At 75.7% G+C, this 25,664-nt stretch carries 10 protein-coding genes; 5 read left to right on the forward strand and 5 right to left on the reverse strand.

What is annotated here, in order from left to right:
• Positions 1 to 156 precede the first annotated feature (156 nt).
• The 3 genes from HCN52_RS08280 to HCN52_RS08290 form a co-directional block, all read right to left on the reverse strand.
• On the reverse strand, positions 157 to 7,437 hold the full coding sequence (locus HCN52_RS08280; RefSeq protein WP_168087725.1) for a non-ribosomal peptide synthetase: 7,281 nt from the start codon (positions 7,435 to 7,437) through the stop codon (positions 157 to 159).
• Positions 7,434 to 13,913: a non-ribosomal peptide synthetase gene (locus HCN52_RS08285; RefSeq protein ID WP_168087726.1), complete on the reverse strand. Its 6,480-nt coding sequence runs from the start codon at positions 13,911 to 13,913 to the stop codon at positions 7,434 to 7,436. The genes HCN52_RS08280 and HCN52_RS08285 overlap by 4 nt, the downstream gene beginning before the upstream one ends.
• Positions 13,914 to 14,078: 165 nt before the next feature.
• Positions 14,079 to 14,999 carry a TauD/TfdA family dioxygenase gene (locus HCN52_RS08290; protein WP_376767105.1) on the reverse strand — a complete coding sequence of 307 codons (921 nt, stop codon included), beginning with the start codon at positions 14,997 to 14,999 and terminating at the stop codon, positions 14,079 to 14,081.
• A gap of 323 nt (positions 15,000 to 15,322) precedes the next feature.
• Between HCN52_RS08290 and HCN52_RS08295 the strand changes: the two genes are divergently transcribed.
• Together HCN52_RS08295 and panD are read left to right on the forward strand one after the other, a co-directional pair.
• Positions 15,323 to 16,744: an MFS transporter gene (locus tag HCN52_RS08295; RefSeq protein ID WP_168087728.1), complete on the forward strand. Its 1,422-nt coding sequence runs from the start codon at positions 15,323 to 15,325 to the stop codon at positions 16,742 to 16,744.
• Positions 16,745 to 16,835: 91 nt separating this feature from the next.
• On the forward strand, positions 16,836 to 17,276 hold the full coding sequence (gene panD / locus HCN52_RS08300; protein ID WP_167969492.1) for an aspartate 1-decarboxylase: 441 nt from the start codon (positions 16,836 to 16,838) through the stop codon (positions 17,274 to 17,276).
• A 67-nt stretch (positions 17,277 to 17,343) separates the two neighbouring features.
• On the opposite strand, the gene HCN52_RS08305 is transcribed toward panD, so the two are convergent.
• Together HCN52_RS08305 and HCN52_RS08310 are read right to left on the reverse strand one after the other, a co-directional pair.
• Positions 17,344 to 18,078 carry a helix-turn-helix domain-containing protein gene (locus tag HCN52_RS08305; protein WP_312876602.1) on the reverse strand — a complete coding sequence of 245 codons (735 nt, stop codon included), beginning with the start codon at positions 18,076 to 18,078 and terminating at the stop codon, positions 17,344 to 17,346.
• A complete protein-coding gene (locus HCN52_RS08310) occupies positions 18,075 to 18,686 on the reverse strand; it encodes a helix-turn-helix transcriptional regulator (RefSeq protein ID WP_168087729.1) in 612 nt (203 codons plus the stop codon). Before HCN52_RS08310 ends, HCN52_RS08305 begins: the two co-directional genes overlap by 4 nt.
• A gap of 332 nt (positions 18,687 to 19,018) precedes the next feature.
• Here HCN52_RS08310 and HCN52_RS08315 point away from each other — a divergent pair, with 332 nt between their 5' ends.
• The 3 genes from HCN52_RS08315 to HCN52_RS08325 all read left to right on the forward strand — a co-directional run bounded on the left by HCN52_RS08315 (position 19,019) and on the right by HCN52_RS08325 (position 25,632).
• Complete coding sequence (locus HCN52_RS08315; RefSeq protein ID WP_168087730.1) at positions 19,019 to 22,195, forward strand: type 2 lanthipeptide synthetase LanM family protein; 3,177 nt, start codon at positions 19,019 to 19,021, stop codon at positions 22,193 to 22,195.
• A gap of 136 nt (positions 22,196 to 22,331) precedes the next feature.
• Positions 22,332 to 22,547, forward strand: coding sequence for a hypothetical protein (locus HCN52_RS08320; RefSeq protein WP_168087724.1), 216 nt, complete (start codon positions 22,332 to 22,334; stop codon positions 22,545 to 22,547).
• Positions 22,548 to 22,680: 133 nt separating this feature from the next.
• A complete protein-coding gene (locus HCN52_RS08325) occupies positions 22,681 to 25,632 on the forward strand; it encodes a helix-turn-helix transcriptional regulator (RefSeq protein ID WP_168087731.1) in 2,952 nt (983 codons plus the stop codon).
• The last annotated feature ends 32 nt before the right edge of the window (positions 25,633 to 25,664 follow it).

Genomic DNA, 25,664 nt, shown 5'->3' on the forward strand with positions numbered 1-25,664 from the left:
GCGGGTGCGCCCCGGGCGGGAAGAGCAGCGAAGGAGATGTTGCCGCCGGAGACGACGACCGCGGCCCGGCGAGCACCGCGCGGGAACGGCGAGCACCGCGCGGGAACGGCGAGCACCGCCGTCCGCCGCCCGTCCGGGCGCGGGTGTCGGTCCGTGTCAGGCGAACAGGCGGTCCAGGGTGGCCGCGAGGGCGTCCACGTGCGGCTTCCGCATGACGCCGAAGTGGTCGCCGGGAACCCGGTGGACCTCCAGGCCGCCGGTCAGCTCCCGCCACCGCGCCACGTAGCCGCGGAAGTCCTGTCCGGACGCCACCTCGTGCTCGCCGTCGGCGAGTTCGTCACTGGCGACCAGGTGCAGGGTGCCGGGGTAGTAGCGGTGGCGGTAGGACAGGGTCATTTCCATGACCTCGCGCCAGATCAGGGCGGAGGGCAGCCAGACCGCGGCGCCGCTCTCCTCGGGCAGCGTGATGCCCGTCTCCGGGTCGGCGTCGTCCACCAGGTGCTCCAGGAGGCGCAGGATCTCCGCCCGCAGCTCGGTGACGTCGCCGGGATCGGCGGCGGCCTCTCGGCGTTCCAGTTCCGACAGCAGCTCGGTGCACCGCTCGATGAGGCGGAACTCCTGCCACAGGCCCTCGCGGTCGTGGCTGTCGAGCCCGGGATCGAGCAGGACGAAGGTCACCTCCTCGCCGTCCGCCCGCAGCCGGTCCGCGAGCTCGGCGGTGATGCCGCTGCCGCCGCACCAGCCCAGCAGCCGGTAGGGCCCCCGGGGCCGGGCCCGCCGGATCTCCCCGAGGTACCGGGAGGCCATCTCGGTCGCGGTCGGGACGGGTTCACCGGGCCCGGCCTGCAGGCCGGGCCACTCCAGCGCGGCCACCGGCTGCTCCGGATGGAGGTGCGGCACCAGCCGCCGGTACCAGTGGGCGCTGCCGCCGCCGGGGTGCACGCAGAACAGCGGTGCCCGGTCGCCCTCCTCGCGGAGCCACATCAGGGCGGGGGCGGTCGCGCCCGCGGGGGTGCCGCGCTCGGCCACCGCCGCCACCGCCTCCAGGGTCTGGTGTTCCACGAAGGCGCGGACCGTCAGCTGGAGCCCGTGCCGCTCCCGCAGCAGCGCCACCGCGCGCAGGATGAGGAGGGAGTGGCCGCCCAGCAGGAAGAAGTCGTCGTCCACGCCGACACGTTCCCGGCCGAGCACCTCGCACCACACCTGCGCCATCGCCCGCTCGGCGGCGGTGCGGGGCGCCCGGTGGGCGTCACCGGCGGTGACGCGGTCGGGCGCGGGCAGGGCCGCACGGTCGACCTTCCCGTTGCCGTTGAGCGGCAGCGAGGGCAGTTCGACCCAGGCGGTCGGGACGAGGAACGCCGGCACCCGGGTGCGGAGCGCGCCGCGCAGCGCGGCGCGGTCCAGGGCGTCGGCACCGGGACGTCCGACAACGTAGCCCACGAGTTCCTTGTCGCCGTCGGCCCCGGTGCGGCAGACGGCGGCGGCCGCCGCCGAGACGCCGGGGAGCGCGGCGAGCGCCGACTCGACCTCGCCGAGCTCGATGCGGTGGCCCCGCACCTTGACCTGGTGGTCGCGGCGGCCGAGGAAGTGGAGCGTGCCGTCGGGGTCCTGGCGGACGGTGTCGCCGGTGCGGTAGAGCCGGCCGCCGGGGGTGGCGCCGGTGGGGTCGGGGACGAAGCGCTCCGCGGTCAGGTCCGGGCGCCCGTGGTATCCGCGGGCCACGCCGGGCCCGCCGAGCAGCAACTCGCCCGCGACACCGTGGGGTACCGGGTTCATGCCGGGGTCCACCACCAGGGCGGTGGTCCGGGCGATCGGGGAGCCGATCGGCACGGCGCCGCCCGCGGGGTCGGGGGTGATGTCGTGGTGGGCGGTGGCGAAGGTCGTGCACTCGGTGGGCCCGTACATGTTGCTCACCACGACGCCGTGGGCCCGCGCCTCCCGCAGGTGGGACGGGGAGAGGACGTCGCCGCCGGTGAGGACGGCGCGCGGGGCGGCCAGCGCCTCGGGGCGGCGTTCGGTCATCAGGTGGAAGAGGCTGGTGGTCAGGAAGGCTACGGTGACACCGCTCCCCGTCAGCAGGTCGGCGAGGCTGTCGGTGGTGGGGGTGCCCGGCGGGCACAGGACGAGGCGCCCACCGGCCGCCAGGGCGGCCCACAGCTCGAAGGTGGAGGCGTCGAAGGCCAGGGGCGAGACCACCAGCACCGCGTCGTCCGGCCCGAGGCGGGCGTGGTTCTCGTCGTGGACAAGGCGGACGATGTTGCGATGGGTGATCTGCACGCCCTTGGGGCGGCCGGTGGAACCCGAGGTGTAGATGAGGCAGGCCGCGGAGTCGGGCGAGGCGGCGCGCGGCAGCGGGTCGGTCGTCGCGTCGGCGGGGCTGTCGCGGACGTCGTGCTCGATGTCCTCCAGCAGCAGGCGCTCCGGGCCGCCCGTGCCGGCGAGGCGGTCCACCAGGTCGGCCCGGGTCACCAGCAGGGAGGCGCCGGAGTCCTCCAGCAGGTAGCGGATCCGGTCGCGGGGGTAGTCGGGGTCGACGGCGAGATAGGTGCCACCGGCGAGCATCACGCCCAGCAGGGCGACGACGGTCTCGGGGCCGCGCTCCAGGCAGACGGCGACGGGGGTCTCGGCGCCGACGCCGCGGCGCCGCAGCAGTCGGGCGAACGCCTGCGCGCGGCGCCCGAGTTCTTCGTGGGTGACCTCGGCACCGTCGGCGGTGAGCGCCACCGCTCCGGGCCGTCCCGCGCGCAGCACGAGTTCGGGCAGGGTGAGTTCGGGGAGCGGGTCGGCCGATGTCACGGGCCGTGCGGCCGCCGTCAGCTCCACGGGCCGGAACCGCCGCGGATCGGCGTCCGGGGTCCGTGCCATGGCCCGCAGCACCCGCAGGAACACCGCGGCGAACGCCTCCAGGCGGGTCCGGTCGGCCCAGCCGGGGCGGCAGGTGATCCGCAGGTCGCCGGGGAAGGTCCAGACGTCGAGGGTGAACTCGTTGGGGCTGCTGTCGGTGACCTCGTCGGGCGCGGCGCCCGACTGGTCGAGCACGTGGAAGTCGAGGTAGCCGAAGACCACGTCGACCAGTGGGGTGCCCTCGCCCCACTCCCGCTGCATGGCGGGCAGGGGGTAGCGCCGGTGCGGCCAGACCGCCGCCTCCTCGGCGAAGACGGCGCGGAGCAACTCGCGCCAGCTCGGGGCGTCGAGGTCCACCGCGAACGGCACGGTGTTGAGGTACATGCCGCGGGTGTCGTCGCCGTCGGGCAGCTCGGGGCGGCCGTTGCAGACGGCGCCCGCGAGGAACCGGCGTTGGCCGCAGAGGGCGCCGAGGGTGGCCAGGTGCGCGGTGTACAGGACGGTCTTCAGCGAGGTCCCGGTGGCGGAGGCCAGTTCCCGCAGTTCGGGGGCGAGGTCGTGCCAGGGTGCCCGCACCTCGTGGGCGGGGCCGCCGCGTTCCGCCGGCGCGGTGGCGGCGGGCAGCTCCAGCCGGGGGTAGTCGGCCAGTCGGCCGCGCCAGAAGGCTCGGTCGTCGTCGGAGGCGAGGGATGCCAGCTCCCGGGCGACGAAGTCGGCGTAGCGCGCCCGGGGCGGCGGGTCCGCCGGGTGGTCCGGCCGCTCGCGGAGCGCGCCGTACCCGGCGCGGATCTCCTGGATCACCGAGTGGTGGCTCCAGCCGTCGAGGACGGCGTGGCACTCGGTGTGGGTGAGGGTCCAGGCCCGGTCGCCGGTGCGGTGGACGTGGTAGCGCACCAGGGGCGCGGTGGCGAGGTCGAACGGGGTGTCGGCCTCGGTCGCCCGGTGGGTACCGATGGCCTCGCGCTGTGCCTGCGGGGACAGGGACCGCAGGTCGGTGACGCCGACGGTGACCGGCGCCTCGCGGTGGACCAGTTGCAGGGGCCGGGCGTAGCCGGTGAGAGCGAAGGAGGTCCGCAGGATCTCGTGGCGGGCCACGGTGCGGTCGATGGCGGCGCGGAGCGCCGCCTCCGAGAAGGGGCCGTCGTCGGTGAAGTGGAAGCTGCTGACGTTCTGGTAGGAGTTGGCGCCCGGGTCGGCGAGGAGCTCGTAGACCATGCCGGCCTGTACCTCGCCCATGGGGTAGGCGTCGGCGAGCCCATCGGGCAGGGCCGACCGTTCGTCCGCCGTGAGCAGCGCGAACGGTTCGACGAGCGCGGCGCCCGGGGTGTCGTCGGTCAGGGCCGCCACCGTGGCCAGTTCGGCGACGGTGGGGTGGGTGAAGAGGTGCTGGACGGAGAGTGCCACTCCCCTGCCGGCCAAGGCGCCGACGGCGCGGATCGCGCGGATGGAGTCACCGCCGAGGTCGAAGAAGCGGTCGGTCACCCCGATCCGTTCCAGGTCCAGGGCGTGCGCCAGCTCCTCCGCGAGCACCTCTTCGAGGGGGGTGCGGGGGGCGACGTGCCCGACGGTCGCCTGCGCTCCCGCTCGGTCGGGCGCGGGCAGGGCGCGCCGGTCGGCCTTGCCGCTGGGGGACAGCGGAAGGCGTGCCAGCACGACCCAGTCGGCGGGGACCATGGCCTCGGGGAGCCGCTCGCGCAGCCAGCCTCGGACAGCGGCGGGGTCGGGGCCCTGCTCGGTGTCCGCGCCGGGGACCAGGTAGGCGACGAGTCGGCCGTCGCGGACGGTCGCGGCGGCGTCCCGGACAGACGGGTGCTCGCGCAGCCGTGTCTCCACCTCGCCGAGTTCGATGCGCTGGCCGCGGATCTTGACCTGGTCGTCCAGCCGCCCCAGGTAGTCGATGCTGCCGTCGGGCAGCCACCGCGCCAGGTCGCCGGTGCGGTAGAGCCGGCCGCCGGCGGGGCCGAAGGGGTCGGGCACGAACCGGTCGGCGGTCAGGTCGGGCCGCCCGTGGTAGCCGCGGGCCAGTTGGACACCGCCGAGGAGAAGTTCGCCGGGCACGCCGACGGGGACGGGGCGCAGCGCGTCGTCCACGACGTGGGCGCGGGTATTGGCGATGGGGCGGCCGATGGTGACGCGCCGGCCCGGAGCGCAGGGGGTGCCGGTGACGTCCACGGCCGCCTCGGTCGGCCCGTACAGGTTGTAGGGGGCGATGGGGAAGCGGCGGGCGGCGTCCGCGACGAGGTCGCCGGGGAGCGCCTCACCGCTGCACAGCAGGTGGCGGACGGAGGTGAGCGGTGCGTCCTCCCGCGCCGGGGTGGTGCAGAAGGCGCGCAGCATCGACGGCACGAAGTGGAGGGTGGTGATCCCCTCGGCGGCGATGACCTCGGCGAGGTGCGCGGGGTCGCGGTGGCCCCCGGGCCGCGCCATCACCAGGGTGGCGCCCGCGGTCAGCGGCCAGAACAGTTCCCAGACGGAAACGTCGAAGCCGATGGGGGTCTTCTGCAGGACGCGGTCGCCGGCGCCGATGGCGAACTCGTCCTGCATCCAGCGCAGCCGGTTGACGATGGCTCGGTGCTCGATCACCACGCCCTTGGGCCGACCGGTGGAGCCGGAGGTGTAGATGAGGTAGGCGGCGTCGCGCTCGCCCGCCGCCGGGTGGGCGGGGGCGACGGTTCGGGCTGCGCCCCCGGGCCGGGCCGGGCGGCCGTCCGGGCCGATCCGGACGACCGGGACCGGTTCGTCGGGCCGGGGGTCGGCCGCGTCCGTGACCAGGGCGACCGCGCCGGAGTCCTCGGTCATGTGGGCGAGGCGCTCGGCGGGGAGCCCCGGCTCCAGCGGCAGGTAGGCGGCGCCGGCCTTGAGGACCGCGAGCAGCGCCACAGGCAGCGCCAGGGAGCGGTCCAGGTGCACGCCGACGACCGTTCCCGGGCCGACGCCGTGCGAGCGCAGCAGGGCGGCGAGCGCCTCGGCGCGCTGGTCGGTCTCGGCGTAGGTCAGCTCCGCTCCGTCGGCGCGGACCGCGACCGCCTCGGGGCGCTGCGCCGCCTGTTCCTCGATCAGCCCGTGCAGGGTGCCGCCCGGGTGGTCGACGGCGGTGTCGTTCCAGGCGTGGACCACCTGGTGGCGCTCGGGCGGCGCCATCATCTCCAGCGAGTGGACCGGGGTGTCGGGAGTGGCGGCCACCGCGGCGAGCAGCCGGACGTAGTGGTCGGCGGCGCGCCGCGCGGTGTCGGCGTCGAAGAGGGCGGTGGCGTAGTTGAGGCCGCCGCGCAGCGAGCCGTCGGCGCGTTCGGTGACCGAGAGGGTCAGGTCGAACTTGGCGGTGGTCTCCCCCACCGGCAGTTGTTCGGCGGTGAGCTTGCCGACGCGACGGCCCCCGTGCGGGGCACCGTCGGCCGGGGCCGCGTCCCAGAGGAACAGGGTGTCGACCAGCGGGTTCCGTGAGGGGTCGCGCCGGCGGTCCAGGGCGGCGACGATGCGGTCGAAGGGCACCTGCTGATGGCCGTAGTCGTCCAGGGTCGAGGAGCGGAGCCGGGTGAGGAGTTCCCGGAAGTCGGGTTCGCCGCCGAGGTCGGCCCGCAGTACCAGGGTGTTGAGGAAGAGGCCGGCCATCCGCTGGGTCTCGGGGCGGTCCCGGCCGGAGACCGGGGTGCCGACGGCGACGTCCCGGGTACCGCAGTACCGGCCGAGCAGCAGCTGGAAGACGCCGAGGTAGGCCATGAACGGGGTGGCCCCGGCCTCCTTGGCGAGCGTCGCGACGCGGTGGGCGACGGCGGCCGGCACCTCGAACCCGGCGACGGCGCCCGCGTCCTCGCGCACCGCGGGTCGGGGCCGGTCGGTGGGCAGGCGCAGCGGCTCCAGGCCGCTGAGCCGGTCGCGCCAGTAACCGAGGTCGGTGTCGAGCCGCTCAGGGGTGAGGTGGCCGCGCTGCCAGGCGGCGAAGTCGGCGTACTGCGGCCGGGAGGTGTCCTCGTCGCCCGGTGCGGGGACGGGCGCCGGGCCGCCGGTGCTGTGACGGTGGTAGGCGTCGAGGAGTTCGCCCACCAGCAGGTCCTCGGTGACCCCGTCGGAGGCGATGTGGTGCACCGTCAGGAAGAGCACGTGCTCCGTGTCGGCGGTGCGGGCCAGCACCGCCCGGGTGACGGGCCCGGTGGCGAGGTCGACCGGTTCGCGGTCGGAGGTGGCGAGGGCTGCCAGCCTCTCGCGCCGCCGGTCGGCGGGGAGCGGGCGCAGGTCGGTCTCGGTGCGGTGCAGCGGACCGGGCTGGTCGATGATCTGGGAGGGTTCGCCGTCCCGCTCCTCGTAGCGGGTGCGCAGCACCTCGTGGCGCGCGAGGAGTTCGTCGAGGGCGAGGGTCAGCGCGGCGGGGTCCAGCTCGCCGCGCAGCCGCAGCGCGGCGGTCATCAGGTAGGCGGTGCCGCCCGGCGCGAGGCGGTCCAGGACCCACAGGCGCCGCTGGGCGTGGGAGAGCGGCAGCGGGCCGCCGCGGGGGACGGTGGGGAGGAGGTCGGGGCGGGCGGGGGCCGCGCCCCGCAGCCGGCGGCTGAGCAGCTGTGCGCGCAGGGCCGCGGCGTCCAGGGTCTGGTGGGTCATCGTGCGCCTTCCCGGTTCAGCAGTCGGGTGACCTCGTCGTCGGAGAGCTGGGCGATCTCGGCCTCCACGGCCGCGGTGACGGCCGCGGCGAGCGTGGCGACGGTGGTCGCCTCGAACAGCAGCCGCAGCGGCAGGTCGAGGGCGAAGGTCTCGCGGAGCCGCGCCAGGACGCGGGTGGCGAGCAGGGAGTGCCCGCCCAGCAGGAAGAAGTCGTCGTCCGCGCCGACGCGTTCCAGGCCCAGGGTCTCCGCCCAGACGGTGGCCACGGCCTCCTCGGCGGGGTCGCGGGGCGGGGTGTACGGCCGGGGGGTGCCGATCTCGGGCTCCGGGAGCGCCCGGCGGTCGATCTTCTGGCTGGAGGTCATCGGCAGCGCGGGGAGCGCCGTCCACAGCGCGGGAACCATGTAGTCCGGCAGTCTCTCCCGCAGGTGCTCGCGGAGCGCGGCGGGTTCGGGGGCGGGCCCGTCCTCGCCCACGACGTAGGCGGCGAGGTCCGCGCCGCCCGCGGCCGACTCCCGGGCGACGACCGCGGCGGCGCTCACCCCGGGGTGCTCGGTGAGCGCGGCCTCGATCTCGCCGAGCTCGATCCGCAGGCCGCGGATCTTGACCTGCTGGTCGATGCGGCCGAGGAACTCCAGGACGCCGTCCGGGCGGTGGCGCACGAGGTCGCCGGTGCGGTAGAGCCGGCCGCCGGCCGGGCCGAAGGGGTCGGGCACGAACCGGTCGGCGGTCAGGTCGGGCCGCCCGTGGTACCCGCGGGCCAGCCGCACGCCGCCCAGGCAGAGTTCGCCGGGGACGCCGGTGGGGACGGGGCGCTGCCGGGCGTCCAGGACGTAGGCGCGGGTGCCGGGGAACGCGTGTCCCAGCGGGAGGGAGGCGGTGCCGCGCTGCGTGGCGAGGTCGCCCAGCTCGGTGTGGAGGACGGAGCTGACGCTCGCCTCGGTCGGTCCGTAGCAGGCGATGAAGCGACCGGGCAGCCCGGTCTCCTCCCACCGGCGGGCGTCGGAGACGGTCACGACCTCACTGCTGAGGTTGATCAGCCGCAGGTCGGTGAGGGCGGAGGTGTCGTGCGCCATCACCTCGCGGTAGTACGCCGGGGTGGTCTCCAGGACGGTGACGCGGTGCTCGGCGAGCTTGCCCGGCAGCTCCTCCGGCGTCCAGAACAGCGGGTCCGCGACGACGACGGTGGCGCCGACCACCAGCGGGGCGGCGATCTGCTCCATCGCCACGTCGAAGGTGGGCGCGGAGAGCTGGCCGACGCGCTCGCCCGGGGCGATGCCGTACAGGTGCGCCGCGGTCAGGCAGTGGTGGGCGTAGGCGCGATGGTCGATCATGACGCCCTTGGGCCGGCCGGTGGAACCCGAGGTGTAGATGACGTAGGCCAGCGCCTCGGGGTCCGGCGGCGGGAGAGCCGCGGCGTCGGTGCCGGGGGGCGGTTCGGGGAGTTCGTCGACGGTGACCACGGTCCGGCCGTCGGCGGCGGCGGTCGCGGTGTCACGGTGCGCGGCGGTGGTGACCACCAGCGGCACCTCGGCATCGGCGAGGATGCCCGCGAGGCGGCGCGGCGGGTGCGCCGGGTCGAGCGGGAGGTAGGCGGCGCCCGCGCGCAGCACGCCCAGCAGGGTGACGACCGTGTCGACGCTCCGGGGCTGGCAGGAGGCGACGACCGTCTCCGGCCCTGCCCCCAGCTCGCGCAGGCGGTGCGCGAGGCGGCGGCTGCGTCGTTCCAGCTCGCCGTAGCTCATCGCCGGACCGCTGTGGAGGAGGGCGACGGCGTCCGGGGTGGCCGCGGCCCGGCGTGCGAACAGCTCCGGGACGGTGGCGTCCGGGGTGCCGTCGGCCGCCACACCGGGGACGGCGGGGTCGAGCGGGTCGGGCCATTCGGCGGTGAGGCGGCGCAGTTCGGCGTCCGGGATCAGTCGGAGTTCCCCGACGGCGGTGTCGGGGCCGGCCACCGCCGACTCCAGCACCCGCAGGTAGTGGGTCGCGAGGCGCTCGACGGTCTCGCGGTCGAAGAGCGCGGTGGCGTACTCGAACCAGCAGTGCATGCGGCCGTCGGGCCGCTCCTTGACGGTGAGGGTCAGGTCGTATTTGGCGACCCCCTCCCCCGCGCGCAACGGTTCGACGGCGAGGTCGCCGAGGGAGCCGGCGATGCCTCCCATGTGCTGGTGCTCGAACATCACCTCGAAGAGGGGGCTGCGCGAGAGGTCGCGTCCGGGGGCGACCTCCTCGACGACCCGCTCGAAGGGGACCTCCTGGTGGGCGAACGCCTCCAGGGTGCGCTCGCGGACCTGTCCCATGAGGTCCGCGAAGGCGGGCGATCCGGCGAGGTCGGTGCGGATCACCAGGTTGTTGACGAAGACGCCCAGCAGTTCCTCGGTCTCCTCGCGGGTGCGACCCGCCACGGGCGTGCCCACCGCGATGTCGGCGCGGCCGGTGTAGCGGTGCAGCAGCACCTGGAACGCGGTGAGCAGCGTCATGAACGGGGTGGCGCCGTGGCGTGCCGCGAGGCGGGAGACGGCTGCGGCGGTCTCGGCCGGGAGGTCCACGACCACGGTGTCGCCGCTGGGGTCGCGCAGCGCCGGCCGGGGCCGGTCGGTGGGCAGCTCGACGGGGACGAGGTCCGCGAGCCGGTCCCGCCAGTACGCCAGGCGGTCGGCCGTCGCCGCGGTGTCCTCCTGCCGCCGCTGCCAGGCGGCGTAGTCGGCGTAACCCACGGCGGGCGAGCCGAGCGGGGCGCCCTCGCCACCGGTCCGCAGCCGGTAGGCGCGGTCGAGGTCGCGGAGGAAGATCTTGGTGGACCAGGCGTCGAAGGCGATGTGGTGGGAGGTCAGGGCGAGCCAGTGGTCGTCGGGGGCCGCACGCACGACGGTGGCGCGCAGCGGGTGCTCCCGGGAGAGGTCGAACGGGACGCGCAGCGCCTGCTCGACCAGCTCCCGGGCCCGGTCGGCCCGCAGCCGCTCGGGGACAGCGGGGCCGTCCCCCGTCCCGCCGGGTCCGGCGGTCAGGTCGGCGAGGTGGAACGGGACGCTGCCGGGCGGGTCGACGTGCTGGAGCGGTGTGCCGTCCCGGTCGGTGTAGCGGGTGCGCAGCACCTCGTGGACCCGGGCGACATCCTCCAGCGCACCGCGCAGCGCGTCGGTGTCGAGCGGGCCCCGGAGCCGCAGCGCCAGCGGGATCAGGTACTCGGAGCCGCCGGGGTCCAGCTGCTCCAGGAACCAGAGCCGCTGTTGACCGTGGGAGAGCGGCAGGCCGCCCTCCCGCGGCTCGGGCCGCACCGTGTCGACGGGCGCGGCGGCCCGGCGGACCCGGTCGGCGAGGCCGGCGACGGTGCGGTCGTTGAACAGTTCTGCCACCGTCAGCTCGACGCCGAAGGTGCGGCGCAGTCGCAGCGCGAGGCGGATGGCGAGGAGGGAGTGGCCGCCCAGGGCGAAGAAGTCCGCGCGGGTGTCGGTGACGGGAACGCCGAGCACCTCGGCCATCGTCGCGGCGATCGCAGCCTCGGTCGGGTCGCTCGGCGCGGCACCGTCGGCGGAGGCGGCGGCACCGCCGGCAGCGGCCCGGTCGGGGTCGGGGAGCGCGCGGCGGTCCGTCTTGCCGCTGGCGGTCAGCGGCATCTGCTCCAGCAGCAGCAGCCGACCGGGAACGACGGGAGCGGGGAGCCGGTCCGCGAGGTGGTCGAGCAGGGTGGCGGCCAACTCGTCGTCGGGAGCGGCCGGGACGACGAAGGCGGTGAGTGCGGTGTCGCCGTGCGCGTCGCGGGTCGCGGTGACGGCGGCGGCGGCCACGGCGGGGTGTGCGGTGAGCAGCGCCTCGATCTCGGCCGGTTCGATCCGCACCCCGTGCACCTTGACCTGGTCGTCGGTGCGTCCCAGGAACTCCAGGGTGCCGTCGGCCCGCCAGCGCACCAGGTCGCCGGTGCGGTACCACCGGCCGCCGGGGGTGGTCGCGTACGGGTCGGGGGTGAACCGCTCGGCGGTCTGCGCGGCTCTCCCGTGGTAGCCGCGGGCCAGTCCGACGCCGCGCACGCACAGCTCGCCGGGGACGCCCACGGGCACCAGCCGGTCGGCGGCGTCCACGACGGAGAGCCCGGCGCCCGGCAGCGGCCGGCCGATGGGCACGACTCCGGCGGCCGGGTCGCCGGGGCGGTACGCCTGGTGGGTGGAGTCGATGGAGCACTCGGTGGGCCCGTAGGTGTTGTGGACCTCGACCTGGGGAAGCACGGCCCGCAGCCCCTCGCAGAGCGCCGCGGGCAGCGGTTCGCCCGCGGAGCTGACCAGCCGCAGGGTGCAGCATCCGGCGAGGGCCGGTTCCTCGACGAGCAGCCGCAGCACGGAGGGGACCACCTGCAGCAGCGTGACCCGGTGGCGCGCCACCGCGGCGGCCATGACGGAGGGGTCGCGGTGCGCGTCGTCGGGGGCGGCGACGACGGTGCCGCCGGAGACCAGCGGGGAGAGGAACTCCCACATCGCGGCGTCGAAGCCGATGGTCGTCTTCTGCAGCAGCCTGTCGGCCGGGGTCATGGCGTAGCGGTCGACCGACCACAGGACGCGGTTGCGGAGGCCGCCGTGGCGGACGACCACGCCCTTGGGGGTGCCGGTGGATCCCGAGGTGTAGATGAGGCAGGCGGCGTCGTCGGGGTCGGCGCGGTACGGGAACCCGGCGGGCGGCAGGTGCCCGGCGCCGTTCGGCGTGGTGGGGAGGGTGTCGACGGTGAGGACGCGGGCGCTCTCGGCGAACCGGTCGCGGAACTCCTCCGCGGTCAGGACGACGCCGGCGGCGGAGTCGGCGAGCAGCGCGTTGCGCCGCGCCGGGGGCAGGTCGGTGGCGAGGGGCACGAGCTGTGCGCCCGTGCCGAGTACGGCGAGGATCGAGGCGACCAGGTCGGGTCCGCGACGCAGGCTGACGGCGACGGGGTCGGCCGCGCGGACGCCCGCGTCGACCAGGGCGGTGGCCAGTTCGGCGGCGCGGTGGGCCAGTCGGGCGTAGGTGACGTCACCGTCGTCGTGGGCGACGGCGACGGCGTCGGGGGTGGCGGCCGCGCGGTCCAGCACCATGCGTACCAGGGGCCGGTCGTCGCCGGTGGGGGCGAGCGGGCCTTCGCCCCAGCCGAGCACCGTCGCGCGCTCGGTGGGGGCGAGCAGGTCGAGTTCGGCGACCGGCCTGCCGGGGTGGCCCGTGACGCCCTCCAGCAGCTGGAGCAGGTTGGCCGCCATGCGTTCGATCCGGTCGCGGTCGAACAGCGCGACGGGGAAGAGCAGTTCTCCCGTCATGGTGCCGTCGGCCCGCTCGGCGAGGTGGAGGGAGAGGTCGAACGCGCCGCTGCGGGTGGTGGGTTCCTCGCGGGTGACGGTGAGCCCCGGAAGGGAGAAGGGGCTGCGGTGCGCGTTGTGGAGGGCGAACCCGGCCTGGAAGAGCGGGTTGCGACCGGGGTCGCGCGGCGGGTCCAGCGCCGCCACCACCTGGGAGAAGGCGACGTCCTGGTTGCCGTAGGCGTCGAGGGTGGCGTCCTTGACTCCGTCCAGCAGCTCGGGGAAGGTGCGGTGGCCGCCGAGGTCGCCGCGGATCACGACGGTGTCGAGGAAGATCCCGAGCAGCTTCTCCAACCGCACGTCGTCGCGGCGGGCGAAGGAGACGCCGACGGCGACGTCCGCACAGCCGCCGTACCGGGCCAGGAGCAGCTGGTAGGCGGTGAGGTAGGTCATGAAGAGCGTCGCTCCGCGCGCCTGCGCCAGTTCCCGGACGCGGGAGGCGAGGGGGGCGGGGACGGTGAAGCGGACGATGTCGCCGTCCGGTTGCCAGGTGGCGGGGCGGGGGCGGTCCGTCGGCAGGTCCAGTGGTTCGAGGCCGGCGAGCCGCTGCCGCCAGTGGTCGAGCTGCCGGTCGGTCACCTCGGGCTGTGCCGCCAGCCACTCCCGGCGCCACTCGGCGTAGTCGGCGTACTGGAGCTCCAGCGGCTCCAGCGGGTCGGGGCCGCCGGTACGGAACGCCTCGTAGAGCGCGCGGAGTTCGTCGGCGACGATCCCCCAGGACCAGCCGTCGAACGCGATGTGGTGGAAGGTGAGGAGCAGCGCGTGCTCCCCGGGTGCGAGCCGGACCAGCGCCGCGCGCCAGGGGTGTTCCGCCCGCAGGTCCAGCGGGCGTCGGCTCCGCTCCTCGACCAGCTGCCGCAGCCGGTCCTCGCGCTCCGCACGCGGAAGGTCGCCGAGGTCCGCGCGGTCCGGGACGACGGGCACCGGGTCGTCGATGAGCTGGACGGGCGACCCGCCCTCGGTGCCGTAGCGGGTACGCAGCACCTCGTGCCGGGCGGCGATCTCCGTGAGCGCCGCCGACAGCGCCCGGTCGTCCAGCGGGCCGATGATGCGGAAGGTCTCGTGCATCAGGTACTCGGTGGCGCCGCCCTGCCTGAGCTGGTCGAGCAGCCAGAGCTGTTCCTGTGCGTGGGACAGCGGGTATCCGCCGTCGGCGCTTTCCATCGGTCGTCTCCCTGGGCGTGTGGTCCGGCGGCGGTGCTGCCGGTGCGGGGCGGGCCCCGGGGGCGGCGTGCCGCGGTCGGGGCTGCGGGTGGTGCGGTACGGGGCCCGCGCCGGTCGGTCCGGTCGGGCGCGGGGGCGGCCGCCGCGCGCGGGGCGGCGGGGCGGTCAGCTCTGCTCGACGGGGCCGTCGGAGGGCTCGGTCATGGCGACGGCGATCCGACGAGGTCCGGTGAACGGCTCGCGGGCGTGCGCGGCCAGCATGTTGTCCACGACCAGCACGTCGTCACGCTGCCAGTCGAAGCGCCGCCACTGGGCGCGGTAACAGCCCCGGATGTGCGCCACGACGTCGTCGGGCACGGGGGCGCCGTCGCCGTAGTACGTGTTGGTGGGGAGGTCCTCCTCCGCGTACATCTCACGGAGCGCGGCGCACACGTCGGGCTTCAGGGTCGAAACGTGGAAGAACGTCATGTGGTTGAACCACACCTGCTCCCCGGTGACCGGGTGGCGGTGGACGGCCTCCCGGCGGGCGCGGGTGCGCAGCCCGCCCGGTGTCCACTCGGCGGTCATCCCGCCGCGTGCGCAGTACGCCTCGACCTGGGCTCGGTCCTCGGTGTTGAACGCCTCCTGCCACGGCACGCCGAAGCCCTCGCTGAAGTTGCGGACCACCATCCAGCCGCGGGCGGCGAACTCCTCCCGGACGTCGGGGTCGATCGCGGCGAGGACCCTGCGGGTGTCGGCGAGCGGGGTGGAGCCCTGGGTGTCGGGCGGGCTGACGCAGTAGAAGAACAGCGTGAGCGGCCAGGTCGCCTGGTAGGAGTTCTCGTTGTGGAGGAAGATCTCCTCGGCCGGCGGGTAGTCGGTGGAGGTGTAGACGTTGCCCTTGATGGTGCTGCGCGGCGAGGAGCGCTCGGCGTAGCCGAGGGGCAGCCCGCCCAGGGTGCGGACGACACCGTCGAACCCGTCGACGTCACCGGGGCCGAAGCCGCGCAGCAGCACCGCGCCGTGTTCGCGCAGCAGCCCGCGTATCTCGCCCCGGCGGGCGGCCAGGTCGCGCGTTCCCGGGGAGGCGTCGGGCGCCGCCTCCACCAGGTGGGGGAGGGAGCGGCCCGGGCGGCCACCGCTCCGCCGTGAGCTCGAACGGGCAGTGAGGAGGGGTGGGTCAGCAGTCATGTGGCCAGGGTCGGCTCCGGTCGGTGGCGGGGGGCAGAGAACTTCCGGCGGAGTCCTTGGCAGCGCGCCCGTCGCGGTTTGTGCGCGTACTTCCCTGTGGACGGCCCGTCGTCGCCGCGAAGCTGGCGGCACCGCCCGGCGACCACGCCGTGCGGCCCGGCCGGGCCGGCCCCGTACGCCCGGCGCCCGGCACTGCGGGGTCCGCGGTGCCCGCGGGATCAGAGAGGTGGGAAAGGTCCATGACGACAACCGGTGGCCCGCACGGCGGCCCGGAGGTCACGCCGCTGCGGCGCAACCGCGACTTCATGCTGCTGTGGGGCGGGTCCGCGGTGGCACTGGTCGGATCGACCGCCTCCACGGTCGCCTACCCGCTGCTGATCCTGGCCGTCACCGGTTCCGCCGCCGATGCGGGGCTGGTGGGTTTCGTGACCCTGCTGCCGGCCCTGCTCTTCCAGCTGCCCGCCGGGGTCCTGGTCGACCGGTGGAACCGCAAGCGTGTGATGGTCTGGTGCGACGCGCTCCGGGCGCTGGGGGCCGCGAGCATCGTGCTGGCGCTGGTGCTCGGTGAGCTCCGTCTGGCGCACGTGATGGTCGTCGGCTTCGTCGAGGGCACACTCACCGTGCTCAACGGACTGGCCTCCACCGCGGCCGTGCCCAATGTCGTGCACCGCTCGCAGCTCTCCCTGGCGCTGGCGCGCAACGAGTCGCGCAGCCGCGCCGCGACGATGGTGGGAACCCCGCTGGGCGGCGTGCTGTTCGGCCTCGGCCGCGCCGTGCCGTTCGTGCTGGAGGCCTTCGCCTACCTGGTCTCCCTCGTGACGTTGCTGTGCATCCGGAAGGACTTCCAGGCCCGGCGTCCCGCACGGGCGGCAATGCCGGACGACACGGGCCCGGTCAGGAGCAGACGCGCCCGGATCACCGAGCAGTTCGGCCGCATGTTCGAGGGGCTGGTCTGGCTGTGGCGCCGTCCGTTCCTGCGCTCCGCCGCGCTGCTCGTGGCGGGGAGCAACATGCTGTTCCGGGCGCTGTTCCTGGTCGTCATCGTGCTGCTGGCCGAGGAGGGCGCGGGGCCGGCGTCGGTGGGGGTCCTGCTCGGAGTCGCCGGGGCCTGCGGGATGGCCGGCTCGCTGGCGGCGGGCTGGTTCTGCCGCCGGGTGCCGCTGAACGTCCTCGTCATCGGTGCGAACTGGGTGTGGGCGCTGCTGATGTGCGTCCTCTTCCTGGGCGGCGGGCTGTGGCCGGCGGCCGTGGCGTACGTGGCGATGTGGTTCGTCGGGCCCGTGTGGAACGTCGCCGTCGGCAGCTACCAGCTGGCCACCACCCCGGACGCGCTGCGGGGCCGCGTCCTCAGCGCCTCCAGCCTGCTCGCCAACGGAGCGCTCCCGCTGGGGGCCCTGGCGGGCGGTCTGCTGCTGGAGGGTCTCGGGGTGCGCGCCGCCGCCGGTGTGCTGACGGTGTGGATGGTGGCGATGGCGCTGGCCGCGACGGTGTCGGGGCCGGTGCGCCGCGCCACCACCACCGCCGCCGACGCGGTCCCACCGGACGCACCCGCCGTTCCCGACACGCCCGCTCCCCCGCCGGCCGAGCCGGCCGCCGTCCCGGTGGCGACCGCCGCGACCCCGGCCGAGCCTGCCGCCACGACCGTCCCCGAACCCCGCTGAACCGGGGCGGCGACGCACCTGATCGCCCATGGCACGCCGTCGCCCCGAGACGACCGAACCGCACCACCCGAACCCCCGAGGAGAGCCCGAGATGCACCGCACCGTCTTCAAGTCCAAGATCCACCGCGCGACCGTGACCCAGGCCGACCTGCACTACGTGGGCTCGGTGACCATCGACGAGGACCTGATGGACGCCGCCGACCTGCTGGCCGGCGAGCAGGTGCACATCGTGGACATCACCAACGGCGCCCGCCTGGAGACCTACGTCATCGCCGGCGAGCGCGGAACGGGGGTCATCGGCATCAACGGGGCCGCCGCCCGACTCGTCCAGCCGGGCGACATGGTGATCATCATCTCCTACGCGGTCGTGCCCGACGCCGAGGCGCGGCAGCTCGTCCCGCGCGTCGTGCACGTCGGGGAGGGCAACCGGCAGCTGGGCCCGGTCGGTTCGGATCTGGCGGAGCCCTCTCCCGCGGGCGAGGGCATGCGCGGCGACGCGGTGTACGCACCGGTCGGCGCAGCTCGCGGCTGACCGGCACGCCGAACGGCCGGCCCGGGGCGGTGAGCACCCGGGCCGGCCGTGACCGGCAGCAGGAGGGTCAGATCAGGCCGGCGCGCACCGCCCGGGCGACGGCGTGAGCTCGGTTCCGCACCTGCAACCGCGACATCAGCTCGTAGATGACGTTCTTGACGGTGTGCTCGGAACAGCTCAGCACGCGGGCGATGACGGCGTTGCCGTGCCCCTCCGCCACCAGCGCCAGCACCGCGGTCTGCCGGGGCGTGAGCGGTTGCAGCGGCTCGCTCGCGCCGGAACTCACCCGCGCGGGGGTCTCGGCACCACCGGCCGGGGCGTTGAGGAGCCGCACCAGCACACCGTAGGGCAGCCGTCCGTCCCCGTGGTGGGCTGCCAGGACCGCGGCGGCGAGCTGCGTCGGGGAGGCGTCAGCGGCCCGCAGCACCGTGCGGACGCCGCAACGCACGGCGCTCAGCACCCCCTCGGGGCAGACCCGGTCGGCGGCGACCAGCACCGGGCGCGGGCGCCCCGGCACGTCGGGACCGCACAACTCGACGGCCTGCTGCAGCGTGTGGCCCACGGCCAGCAGCACCTCGGAGCCGCCGGGGCCGGTGGCGGTCGGGACACCGGCGGCGGACAGCCGCTCGTCCCAACGGGCGCGCAGCCTCGGCTCCGTGCACCGCACCCGGACCGCCACCTCGCCGGTACGACCGACGCGGCCCGCAGCCGCCTCGGGCAGCCGGGGCGCGGGCCGGTGGCCGTGGAGCCGGTCCGCGCCGAAGGCGACCGGGACGCCGCCACGCACCGCGATCCCGCTCACAGCAGACCCGCCCGGAGGGCGTAGGCGACCGCGTGCGCACGGTTGCGCAGCCGGAACCGCTGGGTCACGTCGTGCAGGACGGTCGTGACGGTCCGGACGGAGTAGCACAGTTCACGCGCTATCTCGCTCGTCTCCCGTCCGTCGGCGACCATCCGCAGCACCGCCTGCTCCCGCTCGCTGAGCCCCGCCGATCCCCAGGCGTCCGACATCCCCCCGGCGGCGCCGCGCTCCAGCAGCCCGTCCAGCAGGTCCGGGGGAACCGAGCAGTCGCCCTGGGCGGCGGCCAGCACCGTGGCGGCCAGCCGCGGCACGCTCGCCTCCTGCCGCCGCAGCAGCCCCCGCGCACCGCAGGCGATGGCGTGCAGCGCCGAGGTGGGAGCCAACTCTGTCGCCACGAGGACCACTTCGGGCCGGTGCTCATCGGCGCGGTGGCGCCGCACCAGGTCCAGCACCGGCTCGGTCACCCGGTCCACGACGACCACAACCACCGCCGGCCGGTCGGCGGAGTCCACCACCAGCAGATCCGCCCCTTGCTCCAGGGCGCTGCGGGTGCCCGCCTCAAGCACCCGGTCCAGTGCCACGACGCCTACGCGCACCGGTTCTCTCATGGCTGCTCCTCCTCGGTCGCGAACCGGCTACCACCGGCGACCCGAGCTTCGACCGCGGGTCGGCCGCCCGGCATCGGTGGGCCGCCCCCACATTCCGGCCCGCCACCGCCCGCCCGTGCCCCCGCCCGCACCGGTCACCACGGTGCCCCCGCCCGCCCCCACTCCCCCGGGCGGCCCCGGACGCGCCGCGGAGGCCGTGGCGTTCGCGCAGCTCAGACCGGTGCTGCCGCCCTCGGGCGGCCCCGTCTGCCCGCCCTGCGGCCGACCGCCCCCGGGAATATGGGGGCCGATCCCCCATGTACCTGCCGCGGGCCCGGTGCGACGGTGTGCGGGTGACTTCGACCTCCGCCGCGACGCAGACCGACCGCGTACCGCCGCAGCCGCTCCCGCCGCTGTGGTGGGCCCGCGGACTGACCCTGCGGGAGCGGCTCGCCGCGCCCGGCCGCCCCCCCGCCGCCGACGGCCCGACGGTCACCGCGTGGCGCGAGGCACTCGCCGGGCTCGACACGGCCGGCACCGCCGCGCGCCTGACAGCGCTCGGCGTGCCCGAGGCGCTCGGCGCGGCGCTGTGGCACGAGTCGCCGACCGCGCTGGGGGAACGCGCGCCGAGCCCGCCGTGGGCCGTGTTCGTCGAGCAGGCGCTGCGCGCCGCCGCGAACGGACCGGCCGCCCGAACCGCCGACGGCGACTGGCGCGACGCGTTCGCGGCGGTGCTCCGCCCGTTCTCGGCCCACGCCCTCGAACGGCTCCGCGGCTCCTACGACCCCGCCACCGGTGACGCCGAACGGCACGCGGTGGAGGCGGCGTTCAGACCGTGGCTGGCGGAGCGCCTGGTCGACACGGCGGCCCGGACGCTGGTGCGCGAGCTGCACACCGCGCGCACCTCGGGCCTCCTCGTCGGGGCCACCCCCACCGAGCGGTTCGACTCCTTCACGGCAACGCTCGGCGACCCCGGACACCTCGTGACCCTGCTCGCCCGCTACCCCGTCCTCGCACGGGTCCTCGCCGAACTCTGCACCTCGTCGGCGGACGCGGCGGCGGAGCTCGCCGACCGGTACGCACGGGACCGCCCGCGGATCGTCGCCGGGCTGTGGGCCGGGCGCGACCCGGGACCGCTCACCCGCGTCGAACTCGCGCTGGGCGACACCCACCTGGGCGGGCGCGCGGTCGCCCGGCTCCACTTCCGCGACGGTGCACGGGCGCTGTACAAGCCACGTCCGCTGGACCACCACGCCGTGTGGGACGCCGCCGTCTCCTGGCTCAACGCCGCGGTGCCCGACCTCACGCTCCGTACCGCGGCCACCGTGCGGTCGGCCGGGTACGGCTGGATGGAACACGTCGACCACCTGTCCTGCCGGACCGTCGGTGACGTCGACCGGTTCTACCGCCGGCAGGGCGCGCTGCTGGCACTGGCACACGCGCTGTGCGGCGCCGACCTGCACCGGGAGAACCTGATCGCCCACGGCGACCAACCGGTGCTCGTGGACGCGGAAACCCTCTTCCACCCCGACCTCCCGCTGCCCAACGTCACCGGTGACGACCCGGCGGCGGCCCGGATCACCGCCTCCGTCTACCAGACCTGCGTCCTGCCGCAGGTCGTCCTGGGGGACCACGGCCAGCTGGACGTCTCGGCCGTCGGCGGCGCCGGCCAGGCCCCCTGGGGCATGGAGGGCTGGGAGGAGGCCGGGACCGACCGGATGCGCCGGACGCTCCGCCCGGCCCCGGCACCGCCCGCGCAGAACCAGCCGCAGCTGGCCGGCGGCGCGGTGGCGCACACCGACTACCACGCAGCGCTCGTCAACGGGTTCCACGACGGCTACCGGGCCGTGCAGAGCGGTCGCGCCGGATTCCTCGCCGAGGACGGCCCGCTGCGCCGCGCCGAGGCACTGGAGTGCCGCGTCGTGGCCCGGCCGTCGCGCCTCTACGCCACCTTGCTGGAGGAGTCCCTCCACCCCGGTGTGCTGGGTGACGCCCTGCTGCGCGAGGCGGTGTTCGCCCTGCTCTGGACCGAGGCGGCGGGCGACCCGACACGCCTCGCGCTCGCCGAGGCCGAGACGGCCGACCTCTGGGGCGGCGACCTCCCGCTGTTCCGCCACCGGCCAGGCTCCCGGACCGTCCGAACCTCCGCGGGCGAACGCCTCCCCGGGATCCTCGGGGAAGCCGCGCTCGCCACGGTCAGGGGCCGGGTCGAGGCGATGGACGAGATGGACCGTCGGTGCCAGGAGTGGGTCATCACCGCCTCACTGGCCACCGCCGACGACGCCGGCCGCACCGGGCGCCACCGGGCCAAGCCGCTGCCTCCCGGAGGAGCGGGCGCCCCCGCGGAGGTCGCGGACCCCGCGCTGCTGCTGGCCGCGGCCTGTCGCGTCGCCGACGACATCGTGGCGCGCGCCCAGCACGGCGGCGGGCGCGCCAACTGGCTCGGCGTGGAACCCGTCGAGGACGCCTACTGGGCGGTGCTGCCGATGGGTGCCGGGCTCGCACACGGCTATCCCGGCGTCGCTCTCTTCCTCGCCGAGCTCGGGGCTCTCACCGGCCGCGCCCGGTACACGGACCTCGCCCGCGCCGCGGTGCGCCCGCTGCCCGCCCTCGTGAGGAACCTCGCCGAGCGGCCGGAGCTGAGCCGGGCCGTCGGCCCCGGGGGGTTCAGCGGGCTGGGCGGGATCGTCTACGCCGTGTCCCGCCTGGAGACCCTGCTCGGCACGGACGTGCCCGCCGCCCTGCCGGACGCGCTGACCGCGCTCGCCGCCGCCGCGACACCGACCGGCCGGCCGACCGGCCAGCCGCCCGCCCTGTCCGTCGCGGACGGTCTCGCGGGGGCGCTCGCCGCCGCGACCTCGGTCGCCACGGCCCGCGAACTGCCCCTGGCGGGCCGACTCGCCGACGACCTGGCCGACCGACTGACGGCGGCGGTGGACGACCTGCCCACCGCCGTCCCCGAGCCGGGCTTCGCCCGGGGCGCCACCGGAATCGCCTGGGCGCTGTTGCGTCACGCGGCACACCGCCCCGGCGCGGCCGGCGACACCGGCCGGTTGCTTCTGAGCCGAGCCCACCGGGCGTTGGAGTCGGCCCCGGCCGATCTCTCCTGGTGCTCCGGAACCCCGGGGTGGCTGCTCGCGGCGACCGACGGCCCGGGCGCGGACCCGTGGCGGCTGGGCCACGGGCTGCTCGACTCCGCCTCGGAGCGGCTGGCCGCACGCCCCGCCACGGCCGACCTGACGCCCTGCCACGGGGAGGCGGGATCGCTGGAGGCGCTCGCCGTTCTCGCCGCAGGAGGCGACCCTGCCGCCGCGCAGCGGCTGGCGCACCGACGAGGGCTGGTCCTGGGCGCGCTGCACCGGGACGGCCACCGGTGCGCCACACCGGGTCGCGTGCCCAGCCCCGGCCTACTGGACGGGCTGGCCGGTATCGGTCACACACTGCTGCGGCTCGGTTTTCCCGAGACGGTACCCTCCGTTCTTCTGCTCGCACCCGGCGCAGGACCGGCCGGTCACCGTCGTGGCGGGTGAGGTGCCCGGTGGCCGCCGGGCACGTGCCCCGTCGCCGCCGACCCCCGCCGGATCACCCGATCGCCCGGAACGGCGCACCGACCGCACCGCACCGACACCCCGCACCACTCCCCATCGAAATCCCGGAGGAATCGTCATGACTCGCCTCTCCCCCCACACCGGCTGCGCCACCGACGACGCCCCGGTCGCCGGCTCCACCGGTTCAGCCCCCGGCGACCCCGCCGGGGCGATGCAGCTCTCCGGACGGAACCTGCGCAACGAGCGGGCCCGGGCGCTGGCGGGCCTGCCACTGGGGACCGGCGTCGTCGCCTCGCTCCACGCCGCCCACACCACGGTCTCCGCGCCCATCTGACGCACTCGGGGAGAAACCGCGGGTCGGGGCCGGTCGGCCGAGGCCGTCGACGGACTCGCGGGACGAAACGCATCATTGCGGGAAGCCTTCTCGAACAGGGCGGCACGCGAGCACGGGCGCCTACGATGAAGCCATGCCCATCATCGCGCCGCGTGTCGTTGGCCGGGACCCCGAGATCGCCGTGATAACCGGAGCGCTGGAAACGGCGCGCGACGGCCGGGGCGGCACCGTCTTCCTGACCGGCGAGAGCGGCACGGGCAAGTCCCGGCTGGTTGCGGAGGCCACCGGCTCCGCGCTGGGAAGCGGCATGCGGGTCCTGCGCGGCCGGACCAGCACCATCGGCCCCATGGTGCCGTTCCGACCGCTGACCGAGGCTCTGATGCCGCTGTTCCGCGGCGCGGAGCCGCTGGACGACTCCCGGTTCGGGCCCTACCGGCCCGTGCTGGGGCGACTGATCCCCGACTGGGCCGCCGACGCCCAGGGCCCCACCTCCCTGGTGGCCCTGGGCGAGGCGGTCCTGCGGCTGCTGGCCCAGATCGGCCACGACCACGGCACCGTGCTGATCCTGGAGGACCTCCACGCCGCCGACACCGAGACCCTCGCCGTCGTCGAGTACCTCGTCGACAATCTGGAGCAGTTGCCGGTGCTGCTCCTCATCACCAGCCGGGACGACCCCGGCGGCACACTCGACCTGGCCCACTCGGCCGCCCGCCGGCAGACCGGTGCCCTGCTCCACCTCGCCTCCCTGGACCGCGGCGCCACCGCGACCATGACCGCCGACTGCCTGGGCACCACCCCCGACGCCGTGCCCGCCGAGGCACTGGACCGACTGTGGGAAGCCAGCGGAGGCAGCCCCCTGCTGGTCGAGGAGTTGCTGCAGTCGATGGTCGGCAGCGGCGCCCTGGTGCGCACCGGCGGCACCTGGCAGGTGGTCCACGACCTGCGGCACGCCTTCGCGGAACTCCTCGCACGCGGCATCGGACACCGCGTCGAACGGCTGGGCCCGCAGGGCCACGCCCTGCTCTCCGCGGCCGCCGTCCTCGGCCCCCGCTTCCCGCTGTCGGTGCTCCAGCGGATGACCGCCCTGGACGACCGGACACTCCTCAGCCACCTGCACGCCGCGGTCACCGCCCAGATCGTCGTGGCCGACGACCCGAACCCCGACTGGTACGCCTTCCGTCACCCGTTGACCGTGACCACGCTCCTCTCCCAGCTCACCCCGGCCAGCCGCGCCGCGCTCGCGACCAGCGCCGCCGACGCCGCGCACGGACTGCACCCGGAGCTGGAGGGCGAGTGGTGCACCACCGTCGCGGCGCTGCGGGCGGACGGGGGCCGTCCGGGCGAGGCGGGGCGGCTCTTCGCCGTCGCCGGGGACCGCGCGCTGCGCGACGGCGCCGTCGGATCCGCCGTGGCGCTGCTCACCCGCGCCGAGCGGCTGCTGGCGACCGCAGGCGAAACAGCCGCCAGAGCGGGCGTCCTGGAGGAACTCCTGCCCGCGCTGGCCGAATCGGGAGAGTTCACGCAAGCGCTCGCCCTGGCCGACAGCCTGCGCGAACTGGTCGGCGCCGGGCTCAGCGCGCCCCGCCTCGCGGCGCTGCGTATCCGGCTCGCCAAGGTCGCGCACACCATCGGACGGTGGGAGGACGGCAACGCGCAGATAGAGCAGGCCCGTTCGCTGCTCGCCACCGAGCCCGACGAGGCGGTGGGGGCCGCCGCCGATGTCGCCGCCGCCCATCTGGTGCTGGACACCCCCGGGCCCGACCGCACCGAACGCGCCATCGCCCTGGCCGCGGCCGCCGTGGACGTCGCCCGGCGCCGCGACCTGCCCACCGTCGCCTGCGAGGCGTGGGAGCTGCTCGGGACCCTCACCCGGGAACGCGCCCCCGAACAGGCCCTGGAGTACCTCGAACTGTCGCTGCACACGGCACAGCGGAACCGGCTGCCGCTGCACCGCATGTACGCCATGGTGCGCATCGGCGGCCACCGGTGGCTCGGAGAGGGCACCACCGGCGCGCTGACCGAGGCACGCGACGAGGCGCAGCGGCTGGGCGCCGTGCCGCTGGTGCACACGATCGAGGGCATCCTCGTCCTCGATGACGTCCTGCGCGGCGCCACCGACGGGGCGGAACGGCGCGCCGAGGAGTGCCTGGCGGTCGCCCAACGCCTCCGGCTGGCACCGGTCGTCCGCTACCTCCTGGTCATCCGGGCGACGCTCGGCGCGCATCGGGGCGACCGCCCCGCCATGGAACGGGCGTTGGAGACCTTCGAACGCTGGGACAGCGCGGGTTCCCAGGAGGAGCCCCTCGCACACGGCCTCGCCCGCGCGTTCTGCGCGCTGCTGGAGGAGGACCGGCCGCGGGCGGTGGACGAACTGCGCACAGCGCATCGGCTGAGCAGTCAGAACGCCACCACCTTCCAACTCGTCGGGGACCACGGGCTGGGACTGCTCCTGGACGTGCTCGACGGAACCGCCGACCGCGGACGGTACGAGGAGGTGGCGGCCGGTTCGCCCAGTCGGGTGCCGTGGAACCGCCACTTCGTGGTCCTCGCCGACGCCGTCCTGCTGGGCCGGGAGGGCCGGGGCGACGCGGCGGAGCAGCGCGTCGCCGAGGCGCGCCGCATCGCCGCCGACTACCCGCTGGCGCTGCATCTGGGTCTTCGGTGGGTGGGCGAGGAGGCCCACGGCGCCGGCTGGGGCGATCCGGCCGGCTGGCTGCGGCAGGCGCAGCAGCACTTCCACGCGGCGGGCGTGCCCGCGGTGGCGGGCGCCTGCCGCGGGCTGCTCCGGCAGATGGGGCTGACGATCCCCCAGCACCGGGACGGCTCGGAGCTCATCCCCGGGCCGCTCCGGTCGCTCGGCGTCACGGTCCGGGAGTACGAGGTCTTCCGGCTGTTGCCGGACCGGCCCGGCAACAAGGAGATCGCCGGGCGGCTCTACATCTCGCCCCGCACGGTGGAGAAACACATCGCCAGCCTCGTGGCCAAGACGGGTGAGCCGAACCGGGCGGCGCTGTGCGCGCTCTCCGACCGGCTCGGCGCCGGTGCCCGCGGCCCGGTCGCACCGCCCGGCCCGGCGCCCCACTGACCGGGTCGGGCCACCGCCCCCCGGCGGTGGCC

Origin of the sequence: Streptomyces bohaiensis, assembly GCF_012033785.1 — a bacterium.
GTDB lineage: Bacteria > Actinomycetota > Actinomycetes > Streptomycetales > Streptomycetaceae > Streptomyces > Streptomyces bohaiensis.